20 protein-coding genes are annotated in these 20,157 nt (G+C 67.3%); 11 read left to right on the top strand and 9 right to left on the bottom strand.

What is annotated here, in order from left to right:
- Nucleotide 1: 1 nt before the first annotated feature.
- Nucleotides 2–1,117 carry a transaldolase gene (tal, locus tag WA944_RS25025; protein ID WP_526374280.1) on the bottom strand — a complete coding sequence of 372 codons (1,116 nt, stop codon included), beginning with the start codon at nt 1,115–1,117 and terminating at the stop codon, nt 2–4.
- A 13-nt stretch (nt 1,118–1,130) separates the two neighbouring features.
- Nucleotides 1,131–3,224, bottom strand: coding sequence for a transketolase (tkt, locus tag WA944_RS25020; protein WP_526374279.1), 2,094 nt, complete (start codon nt 3,222–3,224; stop codon nt 1,131–1,133).
- A gap of 202 nt (nt 3,225–3,426) precedes the next feature.
- On the opposite strand from tkt, the gene WA944_RS25015 reads away from it, so the two are divergent.
- Nucleotides 3,427–4,374, top strand: coding sequence for a heme o synthase (locus tag WA944_RS25015; RefSeq protein WP_526374289.1), 948 nt, complete (start codon nt 3,427–3,429; stop codon nt 4,372–4,374).
- On the opposite strand, the gene arfB is transcribed toward WA944_RS25015, so the two are convergent.
- Nucleotides 4,371–4,802 carry an alternative ribosome rescue aminoacyl-tRNA hydrolase ArfB gene (gene arfB / locus WA944_RS25010; protein WP_526374278.1) on the bottom strand — a complete coding sequence of 144 codons (432 nt, stop codon included), beginning with the start codon at nt 4,800–4,802 and terminating at the stop codon, nt 4,371–4,373. The two genes, WA944_RS25015 and arfB, sit on opposite strands and share 4 nt — an antisense overlap.
- Nucleotides 4,803–4,842: 40 nt before the next feature.
- A complete protein-coding gene (locus WA944_RS25005) occupies nt 4,843–5,817 on the bottom strand; it encodes a quinone oxidoreductase family protein (protein ID WP_526374277.1) in 975 nt (324 codons plus the stop codon).
- 38 nt (nt 5,818–5,855) lie between these two features.
- On the opposite strand from WA944_RS25005, the gene WA944_RS25000 reads away from it, so the two are divergent.
- The gene (locus tag WA944_RS25000; protein WP_526611443.1) at nt 5,856–6,794 is read left to right on the top strand and encodes an ATP-grasp domain-containing protein; all 939 of its coding nucleotides are present in this window, start codon (nt 5,856–5,858) and stop codon (nt 6,792–6,794) included.
- On the opposite strand, the gene WA944_RS24995 is transcribed toward WA944_RS25000, so the two are convergent.
- Together WA944_RS24995 and WA944_RS24990 are read right to left on the bottom strand one after the other, a co-directional pair.
- Nucleotides 6,744–7,712: a COX15/CtaA family protein gene (locus WA944_RS24995; protein ID WP_526374275.1), complete on the bottom strand. Its 969-nt coding sequence runs from the start codon at nt 7,710–7,712 to the stop codon at nt 6,744–6,746. The two genes, WA944_RS25000 and WA944_RS24995, sit on opposite strands and share 51 nt — an antisense overlap.
- Nucleotides 7,713–7,736: 24 nt before the next feature.
- Entirely contained in the window at nt 7,737–8,315 is a 579-nt protein-coding gene (locus WA944_RS24990) for a TetR/AcrR family transcriptional regulator (protein ID WP_526611442.1), read from the bottom strand.
- Nucleotides 8,316–8,407: 92 nt separating this feature from the next.
- Between WA944_RS24990 and WA944_RS24985 the strand changes: the two genes are divergently transcribed.
- Nucleotides 8,408–9,094 (top strand): hypothetical protein, encoded by a 687-nt coding sequence (locus tag WA944_RS24985; protein WP_526647449.1) that lies wholly within the window; start codon nt 8,408–8,410, stop codon nt 9,092–9,094.
- Here the strand turns inward: WA944_RS24985 and WA944_RS24980 are convergent.
- Genes WA944_RS24980 through mptB form a run of 3 tightly spaced genes read right to left on the bottom strand, consistent with a single transcriptional unit; the run spans nt 9,008 to nt 12,404 of the window.
- On the bottom strand, nt 9,008–9,790 hold the full coding sequence (locus WA944_RS24980; RefSeq protein WP_526374417.1) for an ABC transporter permease: 783 nt from the start codon (nt 9,788–9,790) through the stop codon (nt 9,008–9,010). The two genes, WA944_RS24985 and WA944_RS24980, sit on opposite strands and share 87 nt — an antisense overlap.
- Nucleotides 9,787–10,722, bottom strand: a complete 936-nt coding sequence (locus WA944_RS24975) for an ABC transporter ATP-binding protein (RefSeq protein WP_526374419.1) — start codon at nt 10,720–10,722, stop codon at nt 9,787–9,789. The genes WA944_RS24980 and WA944_RS24975 overlap by 4 nt, the downstream gene beginning before the upstream one ends.
- Entirely contained in the window at nt 10,719–12,404 is a 1,686-nt protein-coding gene (gene mptB / locus WA944_RS24970) for a polyprenol phosphomannose-dependent alpha 1,6 mannosyltransferase MptB (RefSeq protein ID WP_526374421.1), read from the bottom strand. The genes WA944_RS24975 and mptB overlap by 4 nt, the downstream gene beginning before the upstream one ends.
- Nucleotides 12,405–12,472: 68 nt before the next feature.
- Between mptB and WA944_RS24965 the strand changes: the two genes are divergently transcribed.
- The 8 genes from WA944_RS24965 to WA944_RS24930 form a co-directional block, all read left to right on the top strand.
- Complete coding sequence (locus tag WA944_RS24965) at nt 12,473–13,318, top strand: helix-turn-helix transcriptional regulator (protein ID WP_526374422.1); 846 nt, start codon at nt 12,473–12,475, stop codon at nt 13,316–13,318.
- Between the two features lie 20 nt (nt 13,319–13,338).
- Entirely contained in the window at nt 13,339–14,787 is a 1,449-nt protein-coding gene (gene sufB / locus WA944_RS24960; protein WP_526611438.1) for a Fe-S cluster assembly protein SufB, read from the top strand.
- A 74-nt stretch (nt 14,788–14,861) separates the two neighbouring features.
- The gene (gene sufD, locus WA944_RS24955; RefSeq protein WP_526370074.1) at nt 14,862–15,986 is read left to right on the top strand and encodes a Fe-S cluster assembly protein SufD; all 1,125 of its coding nucleotides are present in this window, start codon (nt 14,862–14,864) and stop codon (nt 15,984–15,986) included.
- A 2-nt stretch (nt 15,987–15,988) separates the two neighbouring features.
- Entirely contained in the window at nt 15,989–16,756 is a 768-nt protein-coding gene (sufC, locus tag WA944_RS24950) for a Fe-S cluster assembly ATPase SufC (RefSeq protein ID WP_526370068.1), read from the top strand.
- A gap of 12 nt (nt 16,757–16,768) precedes the next feature.
- Entirely contained in the window at nt 16,769–18,043 is a 1,275-nt protein-coding gene (locus WA944_RS24945) for a cysteine desulfurase (protein WP_526370066.1), read from the top strand.
- The gene (gene sufU, locus WA944_RS24940) at nt 18,040–18,537 is read left to right on the top strand and encodes a Fe-S cluster assembly sulfur transfer protein SufU (protein ID WP_526370072.1); all 498 of its coding nucleotides are present in this window, start codon (nt 18,040–18,042) and stop codon (nt 18,535–18,537) included. Before WA944_RS24945 ends, sufU begins: the two co-directional genes overlap by 4 nt.
- A complete protein-coding gene (locus tag WA944_RS24935; RefSeq protein ID WP_163890407.1) occupies nt 18,537–18,884 on the top strand; it encodes a metal-sulfur cluster assembly factor in 348 nt (115 codons plus the stop codon). The genes sufU and WA944_RS24935 overlap by 1 nt, the downstream gene beginning before the upstream one ends.
- A gap of 779 nt (nt 18,885–19,663) precedes the next feature.
- A partial coding sequence (locus WA944_RS24930; protein WP_526647448.1) for a glycoside hydrolase family 16 protein occupies nt 19,664–20,157 on the top strand: 494 nt, incomplete at its 3' end.

The following is a 20,157-nucleotide window of genomic DNA, read 5'->3' as shown; positions in this document are numbered from 1 at the left end:
GTCACTTCTTTTCGTCGAGTTGGCCCTGGGTGGCGTCGAGCAGTTCCTGCCACGACTTCTCGAACTTCTCCACGCCCTCGTTCTCGAGCGCCAGGAACACGTCGGTGAGGTCGATCCCGACCGCGGCGAGCTTGTCGAACACCTCCTGGGACTCGGCCCCGCGCCCGGTGACCGTGTCCCCGGTGACGACCCCGTGGTCGGCAACGGCGTCCATGGTCTTCTCCGGCATGGTGTTGACGGTGTTCGGGGCGACCAACTCGGTCACGTACAGGGTGTCCGAGTAGTCCGGGTTCTTGACGCCGGTGGATGCCCACAGCGGCCGCTGGACCCGCGCTCCCTTGGACTTCAGCGCCTCGAAACGGTCACCACCGAGGAAGACCTCCTCGTAGGCGGCGTAGGCCAGCCGCGCGTTGGCGACGCCCGCCTTGCCGCGCAGCGCCACCGCCTCCTCGCTGCCGATGTCCTCGAGCCGCTCGTCGATCTCGGTGTCCACGCGGGAGACGAAGAAGGACGCCACGGAGTGGATTCGCGAAAGGTCGTGGCCGGCGGCCGCGCCACCCTCCAGCCCGGCGAGGTAGGCATCCATCACGGCACGGTGACGCTCGACCGAGAAGATCAGGGTCACGTTGACCGAGATGCCCTCGGCGATCACCGCGGTGATCGCGGGCAGGCCGGGCTCGGTGGCCGGGATCTTGATCAGCAGGTTGGGCCGGTCCACGATCTTCCACAGCTCGACGGCCTGCAGGATGGTCTTGTCGGAATCGTGGGCGAGTCGCGGGTCGACCTCGATGGACACCCGGCCGTCCACGCCGTCGGACAGTTCGTACTGCTTGGCAAGCACGTCGCAGGCGTTGCGGACGTCGTCGGTGGTCACCGTCCGGATGGTGGCGTCGACGTCGGCGCCCCGATCGGCGAGCTCCTTGACCTGCGCGTCGTAGGCGTTGCCCTTCGACAGCGCCGCCTGGAAGATCGACGGGTTGGTCGTCACGCCGACCACCGACTTGGTGTCGATCAGTTCCTGCAGGTTGCCGGTCTGGAGCCGGTCACGGGACAGATCGTCCAGCCACACCGATACGCCTGCGGCGGCGAGAGCGGCCAGGTTCGGGTTCTGAGTCATGTCATTTCCTTAGTTAGTTGGCGATGGTGCGCTCCGCGGCGGCCACCACTGCCTCCGGGGTGAAGCCGAACTCGCGGAACAGCGTCTTGTCATCGGCGGACTCGCCGTAGTGCTCGATGGAGATGATCTCGCCGGTGTCGCCGACGAGCTTGTACCAGCTCTGCGCGACGCCGGCCTCGATGGCCACCCGCGCCGAGACGGTGGGCGGCAGCACGCTGTTGCGGTATTCCTCGGGCTGCGATTCGAACCACTCGATGCACGGCATCGAGACGACGTATGTCGAGATGTTCTTGCCCTCCAGTATCTTTCGGGCCTCGACCGCCACCTGTAGTTCCGAACCGGTGGCGATCAGGATGACGTCGGCGTCCTCGGCGGGTTTGCCTCCGTCGAGAACGTAGCCGCCCCTGGCCACGCCCTCGGCGCTGGTGCCTTCGAGTACGGGTACCCCTTGCCTGGTCAGAATGAACCCGACCGGTCCGCTGCCGTTGCCGCGCGCGATGATGCTGCGCCACGCATAGGCGGTCTCGTTGGGGTCGCCCGGGCGGACCACCGAAAGGTTGGGGATCGCCCGAAGCGCGGCGAGGTGCTCGATCGGTTGGTGGGTGGGCCCGTCCTCGCCGAGTCCGATCGAGTCGTGGGTCCAGATGTAGATGGTGTCGATGTCCATCAGCGACGCCAACCGCACCGCGGGCCGCATGTAGTCGGAGAACTGCAGGAACGTGCCGCCGAATGCCCTGGTCGGCCCGTGCAACACGATGCCCGACAGGATGGCGCCCATGGCGTGCTCGCGGACACCGAAGTGCAGCACCCGCCCGAACCAGTCCGCGGTGAAGTCGTCGGTGGAGATCGACGGTGGGCCAAAGGACTTCACGCCCTCGATGGTGGTGTTGTTGCTGCCCGCGAGGTCAGCCGAGCCGCCCCAGAGCTCGGGTAGGTGCGGCGCGACGTCGTTGAGCACCTGACCGAAGGCCTTGCGGGTCGCGACGGACCCCGAACCCGGCTCCCAGTGGGTCAGGTCCGCGTCCCAGCCATCGGGGAGCTCCTGGGCCAGCAGCCGGTCCAGCAGCTTCTTTCGCTCGGGCTCGCGTTCGGCCCAGGCGTCGAACTCGGGCTGCCACTTCTCGTGCGCCTCGCGGCCACGGTCCACCAGCTTGCGGGTGTGCTCGATGACTTCGTCGCGCACCTCGAACTTCTTGTCGGGATCGAAGTCGAGAACCTTCTTGGTGGCCGCCACCTCGTCGTCGCCCAATGCGGAGCCGTGCACGCCGCCGGTGTTCATCTTCGTCGGCGCGGGATACCCGATGATCGTGCGCAGGGCGATGAACGAGGGCTTGTCGGTCACCGCGCGGGCGGCCTCGATGGCTTCTTCGATTGCGGCGACGTTCTCGCCGCCCTCGACCTCCTGGACATGCCAGCCGTAGGCGCGGTAGCGCGCCGCGACGTCCTCGGAGAGCGCGATGTTGGTGTCGTGTTCGATGGAGATCTGGTTCTTGTCGTAGAAGACGATCAGGTTGCCGAGCTGCTGGGTGCCTGCCAGCGACGAGGCCTCGCTGGTGATGCCTTCCTCGATGTCACCGTCGGAGGCGATGACATAGATGTGGTGGTCGAACGGGCTGGTGCCCGGTGCGGCATCCGGGTCGAACAACCCCCGCTCATAGCGTGCTGCCATGGCCATCCCGACCGCCGAGGCCAGGCCCTGGCCGAGCGGGCCGGTGGTGATCTCCACGCCCCTGGTGTGCCGGAACTCCGGGTGGCCCGGGGTCTTCGACTTGAAGGTCCGCAGCGACTCGATATCGGAGAGTTCGAGACCGAAGCCGCCCAGATACAGCTGGATGTAGAGCGTGAGGCTGGAATGGCCGCACGACAGGATGAACCGGTCGCGGCCGAGCCAGTGCACGTCGCTCGGGTCATGGCGCATCTGCCGCTGGAAGAGGGTGTAGGCCAGCGGGGCCAGGCTCATCGCGGTGCCCGGGTGGCCGCTGCCGACTTTCTGGACAGCGTCCGCGGCCAGCACGCGGACGGTGTCGACCGACTGGGTGTCCAGGTCGGTCCAGTCATCCGGATGGTTCGGTCGAGTGAGGGAAGCGATCTCTTCCGTCGTGGTCACGAGGCGCACTCCTTGGCTAGGCGGGGGCGTGTCGGTCCGCATCAACCACCCTAATGGGGAACGGCGTGCCGACGCAGAGGTCATCCCGGTCTCTGCGAACCGACCCTGCAATTACGGGGATCGGCACCCGCGGTCTACCATCGTGTGTAGTAGACGCCCGTGGCGTGGCACGCTGTTCTGTTGAGGAGTTGGTTGCGTGAGGATTCGCGAAGGCCACCTCGTCAGTGACTCCACCGAGGGGGCAGCGGGATCCTCGCACCGATTCCGCACCACGCTGCTCGGTTACCTCGCGCTGACGAAGCCCCGGGTGATCGAGCTGCTGCTCGTCACCACCATCCCGGCCATGCTTCTCGCCGGACGGGGCACCGTCGACCCGTTGCTGATCGTGAACACGCTGTTCGGCGGACTGCTGGCGGCCGCAGGTGCCAACACCCTGAACTGTGTCGCCGACGCCGACATCGACAAGATGATGAAGCGCACCGAGCGCCGACCGCTGGCGCGTGCCACGGTGCCCCGGGGCCACGCCCTGGTGTTCGGCTTGGCGCTGTCGGTCGCCTCGTTCTTCTGGTTGTGGTGGACGACGAACCTGCTCTCGGCCCACCTGGCAGGCGCCACCATCGCGTTCTACGTCCTCGTCTACACGCTGCTGTTGAAGCGGCGCACCTCGCAGAACGTGGTGTGGGGTGGAGCCGCCGGTTGCATGCCGGTGATGATCGGCTGGTCAGCCGTGACGGGCACGATCCAGTGGCCGGCCCTGGTGATGTTCCTCATCATCTTCTTCTGGACGCCGCCCCACACCTGGGCCCTGGCCATGCGCTACAAGGAGGACTACCGGGCGGCCGGCGTGCCGATGCTGCCCGCGGTGGCCACCGAGCAGCAGGTCACCAAGCAGATCCTGATCTACACCTGGCTGACCGTCATCGCGACCCTGCTGCTGGCTCTGGCCACCGGCTGGCTCTACGCCGCGGTGGCGATCGTGGCGGGCACCTGGTTCCTGGTGATGGCACACCAGCTGTACTCCGGTGTGCGGCGCGGTGAGGCGGTCAAGCCGCTGAGACTGTTCCTGCAGTCGAACAACTATCTGGCCGTGGTGTTCCTGGCGCTCGCGGTCGATTCCGCCCTGGCGTTGCCGACCCTGTTCACGCCCTAATCCCTATCCCAGGCGCCCCGACGGCCCATCTTGTCCCGGCCGCGACGCTTCTTCTCCGCGATCCGTCGTTCCTTCGAACCCCTCCTGGGTTTGGTGGGCCGGCGCACCGGCGGAGGCGCGGCCGCTGCGGCGCGCAGGACACGGGCCATGCGTTCGCGGGCGGCGACGCGGTTCTGGAGTTGGGCGCGATGCTCGCTGGCCGTCACGACCAGCACGCCGTTGATGAGACGGTTACCCAGCCTGGCGAGCATCCGGTCGCGCAACCACTCCGGCACCGAGGACGAACGGGCGAGGTCGAACGACAGCTCGACCCGGCTGTCGGCGGTGTTCACACCTTGTCCGCCGGGGCCCGACGACCTGGAGAAGCGTTCGTTCAGATCGGACGCGGGCACCACCAGGGTGCGCGTCACGATCAGATCCTCGGCCACGCTGACAAGGGTAGAACCCAGCCGCTCAGGCCCGGCGGATTCAGGGGACCAGCACCACGGAGCCGACGGTCTGGCGGCCCTGTAGATCACGATGGGCCTGTTCCGCTTCGCGCAGGTCGTAGCGGTTGCTGACGGTGACGGTGAGGGTGCCGTCGGAGATCGCGGTGAGGAGTTCGCCGGCCCGCCAGGAGAACTCGTCGGGAGTCCGGGTGTGGTGTACCAGGTTCGGGCGGGTCAGGAACACCGACCCGGCGGTGTTGAGCCGTTGGGGGTCGAACGGCGGAACCGGTCCGCTGGCCGCGCCGAACAGGGCCAGCGTGCCGCGCACGGCGAGGCTGGCCAGGCTCGCCTCGAACGTCGAGGCGCCCACCCCGTCATAGACCGCGGCGACGCCGTTGCCGTCGGTGAGCTCGCGGATCCGGTCACCGAACTCCCGCGGGTCGTCCGGGTAGTCCAGCACCTCGACCGCGCCGGCCTGCCGGGACAGCTCGGCCTTGTCGGGCGTCGACACCGTGGTGATCACCGAGGCGGCGAGACTGGTCGCCCACTGGGTGAGGATGAGTCCGACGCCGCCGGCGCCGGCATGCATCAGCACCGTGTCACCCTGTTGCACCGGGTACGTCGACTTGATCAGATAGTGCGCGGTCATGCCCTTGAGTAGCGCCGACGCCGCCACGTCGGGCGCCACGCCGTCGGGCACATAGGCAACAAAATCTGCAGGCGCCAAGCAATATTCGGCGTAAGCCCCGAGTCCCTGGGCGGTCACCACCCGGTCGCCGACGGTCAGCGCCGCCACGTCGTCACCGACGGCTTCGATGGTTCCGCACACCTCGGTGCCCACGATGAACGGCACTTCCCTCGGGTAGAGGCCCGAGCGGAAGTAGGTGTCGATGAAGTTGACACCGACCGCCTCGGCCTTGATCAGCACCTGGCCGGGGCCGGGTGAAGGCAGCGACCTCTCGACGTAGGACAAGACTTCCGGCCCACCGGTCCGGGCGACTTCAATGGCGTACATGCTCACCATCTTGCCTGCTCGGTAAAGTCGATCCGGTCATGAAGCCCGCCCGCCCCGACGTCTTCCACCCCAGGATCGTGCTCGCCGGCTGTCCGGCGCTGCCCGACGGCGACGGCGACGACGCCGGCCTGGTGCGGGCGCTTCGAGATCGCGGTCTGCATGCCCGCTGGTTGTCCTGGGACGACCCGGCCGCCGTCGAGGCCGATCTGGTGATCCTGCGCGCCACGTGGGACTACACCGAAAGACTCGACGAGTTCCTGGCCTGGACCAGGCGGGTGCCCCGAGTGCTGAACGGGCCCGCGGTGGTCGCGTGGAACACCGACAAGCGCTACCTGGCCGACCTCGCCGCTGCAGGGGTGCCGACGGTTCCCGGCGATTTCTTCGCGCCGGGGGAGCAGGTACGCATCCCGGACGGCGAAGTGGTCGTCAAACCGTCGGTGGGCGCGGGTTCGGTTGGTGCTCTGCGCTTCTCGGACCCGAACCAAGCCGTCGAACATGCCGCCGCACTACAGGCCGCCGGTCAGGGTGTCCTGGTGCAGCCCTACGACGCGCGGGTCGGCGACGGTGAGACCGCGCTGGTGTTTCTCCGCGGCATGCAGTCCCACGCATTCACCAAGGGGCCGATCCTGCCGCCGCCGGGGCACGCGCCGCTGTTGGATGCCTCGGGAACCTTCGCCGAGGAAAGGCTCGGGAGTGCCGACCCGGACTTCGAGCTCTGGGATGTCGGCCATGCGGCGCTGGCGGCTGCGGCCGCCCATTTGGGGATCGAGACCACCGACCTGCTCTACGCGCGCGTCGACGTCCTCGGCGGTGCGGATGCACCCACCGTGCTCGAACTGGAGCTGGTCGAGCCGTCTCTGGGTTGGCGCCAACTCGGCCAGACCGAGCAGCGGCTTCGCCAGCGGCAGTTCGCCCTCGGGGTCGAGTCAGCTCTCGACGAGTTCGGACTCGGTCCGTTCTCGCATCGACGTCCATAGCGCCGCGGTGGCCGCCGTGCAGGCGGCCGCTCCGGCCACGTGCACTGCCACCAACGCGGCGGGCACGCCGGTGAAGAACTGCACCGTGCCGAGGGTGCCCTGGGCCACCACCAGGACCACCAGCACGCTCAGCCTGGTCAGCACCGGCCGGGGAGCGCGCACGGCCAGCAGCGCGAAGCCCAGACCGACCAGCAGTGACAGGTACGCCACCAACAGCGACGAGTGCATGTGCACCAGCGTGGTGATCTCCACCTGCAGCCGAGGCACCGGCCTTTCGAGGCTCTTGTCCCCGGCGTGCGGACCCGCCCCGGTGACCATGGTGCCCGTCACCAGGACTGCAGCCAGCGCCAGTGCGGACAGGACGGTCAACTGCCGCAGCGGTTTCACCACCCGGGCCACCGGCACCGCGCTATCGGGCTGTCCCACTTTGACGTACAGCAGCGTCGCCACCCACACCATCGTCATCGACGCCAGCAGGTGGATGGCCACCGTCCACCACAACAGCCCGGTCAACACGGTGATCCCGCCGATCACCGCCTGCACCACCGTCGACACCGGCATCAGCCAGGCGTGGACCAGCACCTCGCGACGGCGCCGGGCCCGGGTGAGCACGATCACCGCCGCAGCGGCGGTGAGCACCACGAGGAAAGTCAGTAGCCGGTTGCCGAACTCGACGGCCTGGTGAAGGCCGGGCACCTCGGCGTGTGGCACCGGGGTGAAGCTGCCGGGGAAGCACTGCGGCCAGGTCGGGCAGCCGAGCCCGGAGGCGGTGACGCGGACGATCGCCCCGGTCACGGCGATGCCGCCCTGGGTGAGGATCACTGCCGCCGCGACGAAGCGCTGAACGCGCAGGCTCGGTTCGGGAAGCAGATCGACGAGCCCGACGAAAAGCTTGGGCAGAGTACGTCCGACGGGCACGCTCTGATGGTAGAGCCTTGGGAACTACATTCCGTAGTAGGGGCGTACCACCGGGGTCAGCACCTCGTCGACGAGTTGCACCACCAATTCGTCGGTGATGGGGTCTCCGGTGATCAACAGGCGGTGCCAGAGCACGCTCTGACCGAGCTCGCGAACCACCTCGACGGGACAGTCCGGCCGCACCTCGCCGCGCTCGACGGCCCGGGTCAGCAGCGCGGTCATCTGGTCCTTGCGCCAGCCCATGACGTCGGTGCGAAACGTCGATTCCAGGTCCGGATCAGCCGTCACCGCCATGACCACCGACCGCATCAGCGCGGCACGTTCGCCGGTGAACAACGCCGCCCATGCGCGCAGCACCGCGAGCATGTCGCCGCGGAAGCTCCCGGTGTCCGGACTCGGGATCGCCGACGCCGCGATGCCGAGCAGGGTGTCGCGAATCAACGCCCGGCGATCGGGCCAGCGCCGATACAGCACGGGCTTGCTGGTGCGGGCGGCCGCTGCCACGGCCTCCATCGTCACCCCTTCGGGGCCACGGTCGCTCAGCAGCTCCAAGACCGCCGAGCGAATCGCGTCTTCGAGTTGCGCACCCCGACGTCGAGTCACCAGCCACCTCCCAGGTAGAAACGCTTGCGTATCTTATGCTAGAGACGTACGCTCGACCATATAAGAAACTAAATCGTATCTTGGACGTTGACATGCCATTGCCCGTGCTGCGTCCGCTGCGGACGGTCGACACCGCGCGGATCGCATACTCTGAACTCCCACACCGCCGTCGACGAATCACCCTCGACCACCGTCCGCTACAGGCGGTGACACCGGCGATGCTGCTCGATTGGTTCACCCACCTCGGCGGCACGATGACCTACGCCGGGCAGACCGTCGATCGCTACCTCGCATGGCACCCGATCGACCACATCCGCTGGGAGTTGGCCCGCCCGGCGCCCTCCGGTGGCGCCGCGGAGGGCGCGCGGTTCCACATAGTCGAAGCGTTCGGCGCCAAGCCTGAATTCACTCCCGACGAGATCGCCCGAGTCGAGAAACTCGACGAGACCGGCATTCGGCTTGTGCTGCGTGTTGCGGGGATTCCGGTCTTCCAACTGGAGCACACCTGGTCGGCGGGGGATGACGGCGCACACTACGTCACCGTGATGGATCTCGGTGCCCGCTCACCGATGTTGGCTCCAGTGAACCGCCTGATCCGCAGTCGATTTCACGACGACAAGGCCCAGGCCTGGGTGAAACACAACATCGAGGAAGTCGGACAACTGGAACACCTGCTGCCGCAACTGGTCTCGTCAGGTGAAGCGGAACCAGCGCAACGCGCACAACGCGGCGACGGCACCCCATGCCGCGAGCACGGCGAGGCCGAACCAGTCCATTGACAGCAGCATCGCGCGCGACAGGGCCTCGGTGAGCGCACCCGAGGGCGTCAGCCGCGCCACCCACTGCACGGCGGTGGGCACCATGCCGCCCTCCAAGGTGAGCGCTCCGAGCCCGGCGAAGACGAACCAGAGCAGGTTGGCGACCGCAAGCACGATCTCCGCGCGCCAGGTGCCGCCAAGCAGAAGGCCCAGCGCGGCGAAGACGACGGTGCCCATCGCGATGATCGCGGCGCCCAACGCCAGTCCGGCGATCGGTGGCCGCCAGCCCAGCGCCACGCCGATGGCGCCGAACAGGATTGCCTGCAGGAACACCACGGCGACCACGGCCAGTGACTTGCCGCCGATGATCCCCCACACGGGCAGAGCCGTGGCGCCGAGCCTCTTGAGTGCGCCGTAGCGGCGGTCGAAGGCCACCGCGATCGCCTGCCCGGTGAACGCGGTCGAGATGACCGCCAGCGCCATGATCGCGGGGACGAAGGTGGCGGCCCGGTCGTCCCCGAACGAGCCCAGCGGCAGCAGGGTGAGGCCCAGCAGCAACGTGATCGGGATGAACATCGTCAACAGCAGTTGTTCGCCGTTGCGCAACAGCAGGCGCAGTTCCAGCCCGAACTGTGCGTTGAGCATCTGCGGCACCGCCGCCGGCCGGGGGTCGGGGGTGAACGTCCCCGGAGTGAACCGATTGGTCTCGATCGTCATTTCCGTAACTCCCGGCCGGTGAGTTCCAAGAACACGTCCTCGAGGCTGCGCTGCTCGACGCGCATGTGGGTGGCCAGCACATCCAGACGGGCACACCACGCGGTCACGGTGGCCAGCACCTGAGGATCGATGTGGCCGTCGACGAGGTACTCACCCGGCGAGGTCTCGACGGCACGGTAGCTCTCCGGCAGCGCCGAGACGAGCAGGCTCAGATCCAGCATCCGCGGCGCCCGGAACCGGAGCTGGTTCTCCGCACCGTTGCGCATGAGCTCGGCTGGGGTGCCGGTGGCGACAGCGACCCCGCGGTCGATGATCAGTATCCGGTCGGCCAGCTCCTCGGCCTCGGGCAGCTGGTGTGTGGTCAGCACCACCGTTACCCCGTCGCGGCGGAGTGCATCGATCAACTCCCACACCACGATTCGTGCGTGCGCGTCCATGCCCGCGGTCGGCTCGTCGAGGAACACCAGTTCGGGACGGCCTACCACGGCGCAGGCCAGCGACAGTCGCTGCTGCTGGCCGCCCGACAGCCGACGGTAGGTGGTGCGGGCGGACTCGGTCAGCCCGAGGGTGTCGAGAAGCCACTGCGGGTCCAGAGGATCGGCGGCGTAGGACGCCACCAGGTTCAACATCTCTGCGGCCCGGGCCGCCGGATAGGCGCCCCCGCCCTGCAGCATCACGCCGATACGCGCCCGCAGCTCGGCGTTGTCGGCGACGGGATCCAGACCGAGGATCTCGATCCGGCCTTCGTCGGGCTTGAGGAAGCCCTCGCACATTTCCACCGTGGTCGTCTTGCCGGCGCCGTTCGGGCCGAGCAGCGCAAGGATCTCGGCGGTCTGGACGTCGAGGTCGAGTTCGGAGACGGCGGTCGTCGTTCCGTACCGCTTGCTGACGCCGCTCAGCAGCACGGGGACAGCACCGGAGCGGGAGGTCACGAAGACTCAGCGTAGGCGTCGGACTTGGCAGTCGGTGGCTCCGGTGGTGGCGGCGGTTCCTGGGGCGGCTCGGGAATGGGCCGCCAGGGCAGTCGGCGGTAGGTCAGCGCGATCAGCACGAGCACGATCGCGGTGCTCGCGAGCGTCGCCATCACGATCTGGAACAGCGCGAAGCGATCGCCGTTCGCGGTGGGGCCGAAGATCCCGACGACCAGGGTGGCAGCGATCGCGGTGGCCCGGAAGCCGGGGCGGGTCGCCCAGGCGGCCAGCGGAATGATCGCCCAGAGCAGGTACCACGGCTGCACGACGGGGAAGAGCAGCACGGTGGCTCCCAGAGCGACGCCGAGACCGCCCACCGGGTGCAGCCGGCCGCGCAGCACGGCGAGCAGCAACCAGGTGACGATCACCGCGATCAGGCTCACACCGATCAGACGGGTCAGGGCCAGCACCGCGGTGGTGTGGTCTCCGAGGCCGAGAAGGATGCCCACCTGGCCGGTACCCAGCGCCAGCAGCGTCGGCGGTGACATCCAGCTCCGGACGACGTTGGCGGTGCCGAGGGTGAACAGCCACCCGAACCCGAGCCCGCTTGCCCAGCCGATCACCGCCATCACCGCCAGCGACAGCGCGGTCAGCGACCCGCCCGCGATGAAGAACGCCTTCACGGTACCGCCCCACCGATGCGCCAGCGCCATCGCGACGAAGCCCAGGGCCAGCAGGGACGGCAGCTTCACCTGCGACGACATCGTGATCAGCACGGAACCGGCGAGCAGCATGGCCATCGGGTACCAGCGCGCCCACTGCCGGGAGCTGCGCGGCCAGGTCCACGGCCGCGGGATCAGCGGCGCCGCCGCGTCGATGCCGCGCAGCGCGAACTCGGTGCCCGCCAGCATCAACCCCAGCATCAACGCCTCGTTGTGGATCCCGGCGACCAGATGCATGAACAGCAGCGGATTGGCCGGCCCCAGCCAGAGGGCGCTCACCTCGGCGACCCCGCAGCGGCGGGCAAGCCGTGGCGTCGCCCACACGATCAGCCCGACGCCGAGCAACACCACAAGCCGGTGGAAGAGCACGGCCTCGACGATGTTCTCACCGGTCAGAGCGGATATACCCCGTCCCATCCACAGGAACAGCGGCCCGTACGGCGCCGGTGTCTCCCGCCACAGGCTGGGCACCGACAGCGTGAAGAAGTGGTCCAGGCCCAACCCCGTGGCCGGACCCACGCGGTACGGGTCGTCACCCTGTAGCGAGATCTGGCTCTGGGCGAGGTAGGAGTAGACGTCCTTGCTGTACATCGGCGGCGCGACGAGCAACGGCAGCGCCCACAGCAGCAGCGTGCGGTCGAGGTCGCTGCGGGTCATCTTGCGCTTACCGAGCGCGAACCGGCCCAACATCAGCCAGGCCAGGGCCATCATCACCGCACCGGTGGTCGTCATCGTCAGCGAGACGGTCTGGATGCGGGAGGGCAGGTTGAGTAGCCGGACGCCGAACGTCGGGTCCTGGACCACGGGGCGGGCGCCCGCGCCGAGGGCGCCGATCGCCATCAGCACCGTGCCCGTCGCCCCGAACAGCCGGGTCCGGCGCAAGGCGATAAGCTCGGGGTCGATCAGGGGACTGCCCACGGTTCGCTCGTCACCGTGCCAGCCGGCGATCGAGGTGCTGAGGGAGCGTAGGCGGGCAGCCACGAAGGCAGCGTAGCGGTCGGAATTCCCGGGCAGCCCGGGGCAAGTCGGTGTGAGCATTGCAACAGCCCCTGATAAGGGTGCCCTTGCTAGACCCGATTCCGGAATTGCGTCACACTGGTGTTGTGAAAATCCGTTCGCAGGTGACACGCGCGGCTGCATCGCAGTCGGCGTCGTCGCACGCTGCCGACGGAGACTCTCACGGCGATACCAGGGGCGCCATCATCCGGCTCCTGCTGGAATCGGGTCCGACCACCGCGAGCAGCATCGGGGAGCACCTGGGCTTGTCCGCGGCGGGGGTGCGCAGGCACCTCGATGCCCTCATCGATGCGGGGGAAGCCCAGGCCCACGCCGCGGCGGCGTGGCAGCAGGAGGGGCGGGGCCGCCCGGCCAAGCGCTATCAGCTGACCGCCGCGGGCCGCGCCAAGCTCGAGCACACCTACGACGACCTCGCCTCCGCCGCCATGCGCCAGCTGCGTGAACTCGGCGGTGACGAGGCCATCCGGACCTTCGCCCGCAGGCGCATCGACGCCATCCTCGCCGATGTCACACCGGCGGGCGGCACGGCTTCCGGCGACGGCGTCGAGGACGCCGCAGACCGGATCGCCGACGCGCTGACCGTCGCCGGGTACGCCACCACCACCACCCGGGTGGGCGGCCCGGCTCAGGGTGTGCAGATCTGTCAGCACCATTGTCCGGTGTCGCACGTCGCCGAGGAGTTCCCCGAGTTGTGCGAGGCCGAACAGCAGGCGATGGCCGAGGTCCTGGGTACCCATGTGCAGCGGCTGGCGACCATTGTCAACGGCGACTGCGCGTGCACCACCCACGTCCCCCTCGGCCCGGTCAAGGCGTTACGGGGCCGTAAGCGTACAACCGAAGCACCTCCGGCACGCAGCCCGAGCCGGAGCCACAACTAGAGCAAAAGGAGTGTGTCGTAGTGACACTCACACCGGAGGCCAAGACCACACCGGCGACTCCACTGACCCAGGAGGAGGCCATTGCCTCCCTGGGCAAGTACGGCTACGGCTGGGCTGACTCCGACGTGGCCGGAGCTGCCGCGCAGCGAGGACTGTCCGAGGCCGTGGTGCGCGACATCTCGGCGAAGAAGAGCGAGCCCGAGTGGATGCTCGACATCCGCCTCAAGGCGCTGCGCACCTTCGGCAAGAAGCCCATGCCGAACTGGGGTTCCGACCTCGAGGGCATCGACTTCGACAACATCAAGTACTTCGTCCGTTCGAGCGAGAAGCAGGCCGCCACCTGGGATGACCTGCCCGCAGACATCAAGAACACCTACGACAAGCTCGGCATCCCCGAGGCGGAGAAGCAGCGCCTGGTGTCAGGCGTCGCCGCGCAGTACGAGTCCGAGGTCGTCTACCACTCGATCCGCGAGGACCTGGAGGCCCTGGGTGTGCTCTTCCTGGACACCGACACCGCGCTGAAGGAACACCCGGAGATCTTCAGGCAGTACTTCGGCACCGTGATCCCGGCCGGTGACAACAAGTTCTCCGCGCTGAACACCGCGGTGTGGTCGGGCGGTTCGTTCATCTACGTGCCGAAGGGTGTGCACGTCGACATTCCGCTGCAGGCCTACTTCCGGATCAACACCGAGAACATGGGCCAGTTCGAGCGGACGCTGATCATCGTCGACGAAGGCGCCTACGTGCACTACGTCGAGGGATGCACCGCACCGATCTACAAGAGCGACTCGCTGCACTCGGCAGTCGTCGAGATCATCGTCAAGCCCGGTGGCCGGTGCCGCTACACGACCATCCAGAACTGGTCGAACAACGTCTACAACCTGGTCACCAAGCGGGCCCGCGCCGAAGCCGGTGCCACCATGGAATGGGTCGACGGCAACATCGGCTCCAAGGTCACCATGAAGTACCCCGCGGTCTGGATGACCGGTGAATACGCCAAGGGTGAGGTGCTGTCGGTGGCGTTCGCCGGCCAAGGTCAGCACCAGGACACCGGTGCCAAGATGCTGCACCTGGCGCCCCACACCTCGAGCAACATCGTGTCCAAGTCGGTGGCGCGCGGCGGCGGCCGAGCGTCCTACCGCGGCCTGGTTCAGGTCAACAAGGGGGCACACGGTTCGAAGTCCAGCGTGAAATGTGATGCGCTGCTGGTCGATACGATCAGTCGTTCGGACACCTACCCGTACGTCGACATCCGCGAGGACGACGTGACGATGGGCCACGAGGCGACGGTGTCCAAGGTCAGCGCGGATCAGCTGTTCTACCTGATGAGTCGCGGCATGACCGAAGACGAAGCGATGGCGATGGTGGTGCGCGGGTTCGTCGAGCCGATCGCCAAAGAACTTCCGATGGAGTACGCGCTGGAGCTCAACCGGCTGATCGAGCTTCAGATGGAAGGCGCCGTCGGGTGACCCAGAATCTCACCGACACCGTCGAAGGCGGCAACAGGAAGGGCTCGACGCTCGCCGGCGCCAACAAGGGCGAGCTGTTCGCTTCGTTCGACGTCGATGCGTTCGAGGTTCCGGGCGGTCGCGACGAGCTGTGGCGGTTCACTCCGCTCAAGCGGCTACGGGGCCTGCATGACGGATCCGCGCCCGCCACCGGCGAGTCGCAGATCGAGATCAGCGAGCGTGCGGGTGTCACGGTGGAGTCCGCGCGCCGCGGCGACGAACGACTCGGCCAGGCCGGCACGCCAGCCGACCGTGTTGCCGCTCAAGCGTTCTCGTCGTTCGCCTCGGCGACCGTGGTGACCGTCGCGCGCGACACCGAGGTTGCCGAACCCATCGAGATCACCGTCACCGGCCCCGGCGAGGGTGAGGTGGCGTACGGGCATCTGCAGATCCGGGTCGAAGAGCTTGCCCGCGCCATCGTCGTCGTCGACCTGCGCGGCAGTGGAACCTACGCCGACAATGTCGAGATCATCGTCGGCGACTCCGCCGGCCTTGGTGTCATCTGGATCGCGGACTGGGCCGATGACATGGTCCACGTCAGCGCCCACCACGCGCGGTTGGGTAAGGACGCCGTGCTCGGCCACGTCAACGTGACGCTCGGTGGCGAGGTCGTCCGTACCTCGGCGACGGTGCGTTTCACCGCTCCCGGCGGCGACGCCCAGATGCTCGGCACGTATTTCGCCGACGACGGCCAGTTCTTCGAAGCGCGCCTGCTGGTGGACCATGCGCAGCCGAACTGCAAGTCCGACGTGCTGTACAAGGGTGCGTTGCAGGGTGATCCGGATTCGAACAAGCCCGACGCGCACACGGTGTGGATCGGCGACGTCCTGATCCGCGCCGAGGCCACCAACACCGACACCTTCGAGGTCAACCGGAACCTGGTGCTCACCGACGGGGCGCGGGCCGACTCGGTGCCCAATCTGGAGATCGAGACCGGCGAGATCATCGGCGCCGGACATGCGAGTGCCACCGGCCGTTTCGACGACGAGCAGTTGTTCTATCTGCGTGCCCGCGGTATCCCGGAGGCACAGGCCCGCCGCTTGGTGGTGCGCGGGTTCTTCAACGAGATCATCGCCAAGATCGCCGTGCCTGCGGTGCGGGAGCGACTCACCGAAGCAATCGAAAAAGAACTAGCAATCACTGAATCGAGAAGTTCGTAGCCATGACCACATTGGAAATCAAGGACCTCCATGTCTCCGTCGTCTCGGCCGACGACGGAGACATCCCGATCCTCAAGGGTGTCGACCTCACCGTGAAGTCAGGGGAGACCCATGCGGTCATGGGCCCCAACGGATCTGGCAAGTCGACACTCTCGTACGCCATCGCGGGCCATCCCAAGTACACGGTCACCTCCGGGTCGATCACCCTGGACGGCCAGGACGTGCTGGCGATGAGCATCGACGAACGGGCCCGCGCCGGACTGTTCCTGGCGATGCAGTATCCCATCGAGGTGCCCGGCGTCTCGATGTCGAACTTCCTGCGGACCGCGGCGACCGCGGTGCGCGGCGAGGCTCCCAAGTTGCGGCACTGGGTCAAAGAGGTCAAGGGCGCGATGGGCGAGCTCGATATCGACCCTTCCTTCAGCGAGCGCAGCGTCAACGAGGGTTTCTCCGGTGGCGAGAAGAAGCGCCACGAGATTCTGCAGCTCGGGCTGCTCAAGCCGAAGATCGCGATCCTCGACGAGACCGATTCCGGACTGGACGTCGACGCGCTGCGAGTGGTCAGCGAGGGCGTCAACCGTTATGCGCAGTCCGAGAACGGCGGCGTGCTGCTGATCACCCACTACACCCGGATCCTGCGCTACATCGAGCCCCAGTTCGTGCATGTGTTCATCGGCGGCCGGATCGTGCAATCCGGCGGGCCGGAACTGGCCGACGAGCTGGAGGAAAACGGCTACGAGCGCTTCACGCAGGCTGCATCGACCTCCTAGGAGGTATCAGAGATGACGACATCGTTCGACCGTCCGCTGGACGTGGAGAGGATCACCCGGATACGGGCGGACTTTCCGATCCTGCAACGGGTGATGCGCGGCGGATGCCAGCTGGCGTATCTGGACTCCGGGGCGACCTCGCAGCGTCCCGTCCAGGTCCTCGACACCGAACGCGAGTTCCTGCTCCATTCGAACGGTGCGGTGCACCGCGGTGCGCACCAGTTGATGGAGGAGGCCACCGACGCCTACGAGCAGGGTCGCGACGATGTGGCGGCGTTCGTGGGCGCCGACTCCGGTGAGTTGGTGTTCACCAAGAACGCCACCGAGGCCATCAACCTCGTCTCCTACGCCATCGGCGACGACCGTTTCGCATCCGCGGTCGGCCCGGGTGACGTGGTCGTCACGACCGAGCTGGAGCATCACGCCAACCTGATCCCGTGGCAGGAGCTCTGCCGGCGCACGGGTGCCGAGCTGCGCTGGTACAGCGTGATTCCCGACGGACCGGATGCCGGCCGCATCGACCTGGACTCCCTCGTACTCGACGAGCGGGTGAAACTCGTGGCTTTCAGCCATCATTCGAACGTCACCGGCGCGGTGTTGCCGGTGGCCGAGCTGGCGAGGCGGGCGAAGGCGGTCGGTGCGCTGACTCTGCTCGACGCCTGCCAGTCGGTGCCGCATCAGCCGGTGGATCTGCACGCCCTCGATGTGGACTTCGCCGCATTCTCCGGCCACAAGATGCTGGGCCCCACCGGCATCGGCGTGCTCTACGGCCGCGGTGAACTGCTCAACGCGCTGCCCCCGTTTCTGACCGGCGGCTCGATGATCGAGACGGTGACCATGGAGGCCACCACTTACGCGCCGGCTCCTCAGCGGTTCGAGGCAGGCACACCGATGACCTCCCAGGTGGTGGGGCTCGGTGCGGCCGCGCGGTACCTGCAGGACATCGGGATGGCCGCGGTCGAGAAGCATGAGGCCGAGTTGGTCGCCGCCGCGTTGGCCGGGCTGTCCGATATCGCCGGCGTGCGGACCATCGGTCCCACCTCCATGGAGGATCGGGGTTCGCCGGTGTCGTTCGTGGTCGACGGCGTGCATGCGCATGACGTGGGCCAGGTTCTCGACGACGACGGCGTGGCGGTGCGCGTCGGCCACCACTGCGCATGGCCGCTGCATCGCCGGTTCGGCATCGCCGCGACGGCGCGGGCGTCTTTTGCGGTGTACAACACCCTCGGCGAGGTGGACCGGCTGGTGTCGGGTGTGCGTCGGGCTGTCGAGTTCTTCGGGAACTGACGATGCGACTGGAACAGATCTACCAGGAAGTGATACTGGACCACTACAAGCACCCACACCACCGCGGTCTGCGGGATCCTTACGGCGCCGAGGTGCATCACGTCAATCCCACCTGCGGCGACGAGGTCACCCTCCGGGTGGCGTTGTCGGAGGACGGAGACACGGTCCTCGACATTTCCTACGACGGTCAGGGCTGTTCGATCAGCCAGGCATCGACCTCGGTGCTGACCGATCAGGTGATCGGACAGAGCGTCGGGGACGCGCTCAAGACAGTGGCTGCGTTCTCGGAGATGGTGTCATCGCGCGGCCGGATCGAGGGTGACGAGGACGTGCTGGGCGACGGCGTGGCGTTCGCCGGTGTCGCGAAGTACCCGGCGCGGGTCAAGTGTGCGTTACTGGGATGGACAGCGTTCAAGGCCGCGCTGGCGGAGGCCAGCGAATCAGACGGGGCGCTGGCGCCGGCGCGCATGTCAGACAGTCGTGAGGAGAATTGATGAGTGATACGGCAGTACCAAATGACGAACTGCTCGCCGATATCGAGGAGGCCATGCGCGACGTCGTCGACCCCGAACTCGGGATCAACGTCGTCGACCTCGGCCTCGTGTACGGGGTGGGCGTCGAGGACGGCGACGCCGGGCGGGTTGCGCTGATCGACATGACCCTCACCTCGGCTGCGTGTCCTCTGACTGACGTCATCGAGGATCAGTCGCGCAGTGCACTGGTCGGCGCCGGCCTGGTGAACGAGATCAAGATCAACTGGGTGTGGAATCCGCCGTGGGGTCCGGACAAGATCACCGACGACGGACGCGAACAGCTTCGGGCGCTGGGCTTCACCGTCTGACCACACTTGCGGCCGCGGTGATCATTCCGTCGGCCTGATCGCCGGCACAACCACGGGCGGCGCGCTTCGGCGCGCCGCTTTTTGCTCCTACTGCTTCCGGCAATTGGCGGCGGCCGAAGCATCTCGCCACCGTTGCGCGAAAGCTGTTCGCCTGCGGTGCCCTTGTTCCTCGCTGCCCTTTGTATGCGGGCTGCCAGCTAACTCATGGCGCTACGCTGACATGTGCAATTGGCGTCGAGTAGTCACCTGTGTGGGTGTCCGAATACCGAACCGGAATTTCTCTTTTTTAGGAAAGCAAGCACATTTGATGTTGATTCGATAGCGTTTGCTGCACACGCCTCGCTACCAGCGGAGGGGAGACGGCGATCCCCCGAAAACTCTGATAGTGGACGATAGACCGGCGGTCACGCTCATTGGCCGACCGAGAATTGTATTCGCTCTTCTGTGGCGCTGAGGCGATGGCGTATTCATGCTCGCTTCTCCTTTTGATTACCTGCCGAAGAAATGGATGTGGTGATGGGTAATAGGCGGTGCAATCGATCACGAGCGGCGGTCGGCAAATCCTGGTTGGCCGGAGGCCTGATGGCGGCCGGTCTGGGGGCGGCCGTGGTCGCCGGTGCCGCGACCGCGGCAGCCGGTCCCGCGGATCCGGGTGCGACAGGGTCATCCAGCTCGTCGGACAGTGATCCAGCGGGTTCCGGCGCCACACGCGTGACCGATGCATCGACGACAAGCGATGGGGCAACGGCTGATTCGAGTCGGAACCGGGCGGACAAGCGTTGCGGTACTGGGGTCTGCAGACCGGACGGTGGGGACAGCCCGCCGGGGAGAATCAGTACTACACCGACGGTGACAACGTCTACATCGACGCCGACGGCAACCTCGTCATCGAAGCCCGCAGGGAGGCCGCCCCGGATGGGCTCGGCGCCCCGCACAACTACACCTCCGCGCGCGTGGTGACCTTCGGCAAGCAGTCCATCGGCGTGGGGACCCGCGTCGTCGCCCGCATCCAGATGCCCGTCACCCAGGGCACGCTGCCGGCGTTCTGGTCGGTCGGCCTCGAACCGGGCCACGAATACGACTGGCCCCGCCAGGGGGAGATCGACATCGTCGAGATCCCCGGGTTGGGCACCCCGGCAGCCCGCAGGGGATGGACCGGGAACATCCACGGACCGTCGGATGCGGACAACACCGTCGACGTCAAGCTGCACCACGTCGGCGCGGACCTCGGGGTGGCCTGTCGCAGGATTTCCACGAGTACGGCATGGACTGG

This window comes from Mycobacterium sp. (assembly GCF_049683355.1).
Lineage (GTDB): Bacteria > Actinomycetota > Actinomycetes > Mycobacteriales > Mycobacteriaceae > Mycobacterium.
Note: the sequence above shows the minus strand (reverse complement) of the source record. Positions and strands in the feature narration are given on the sequence as shown.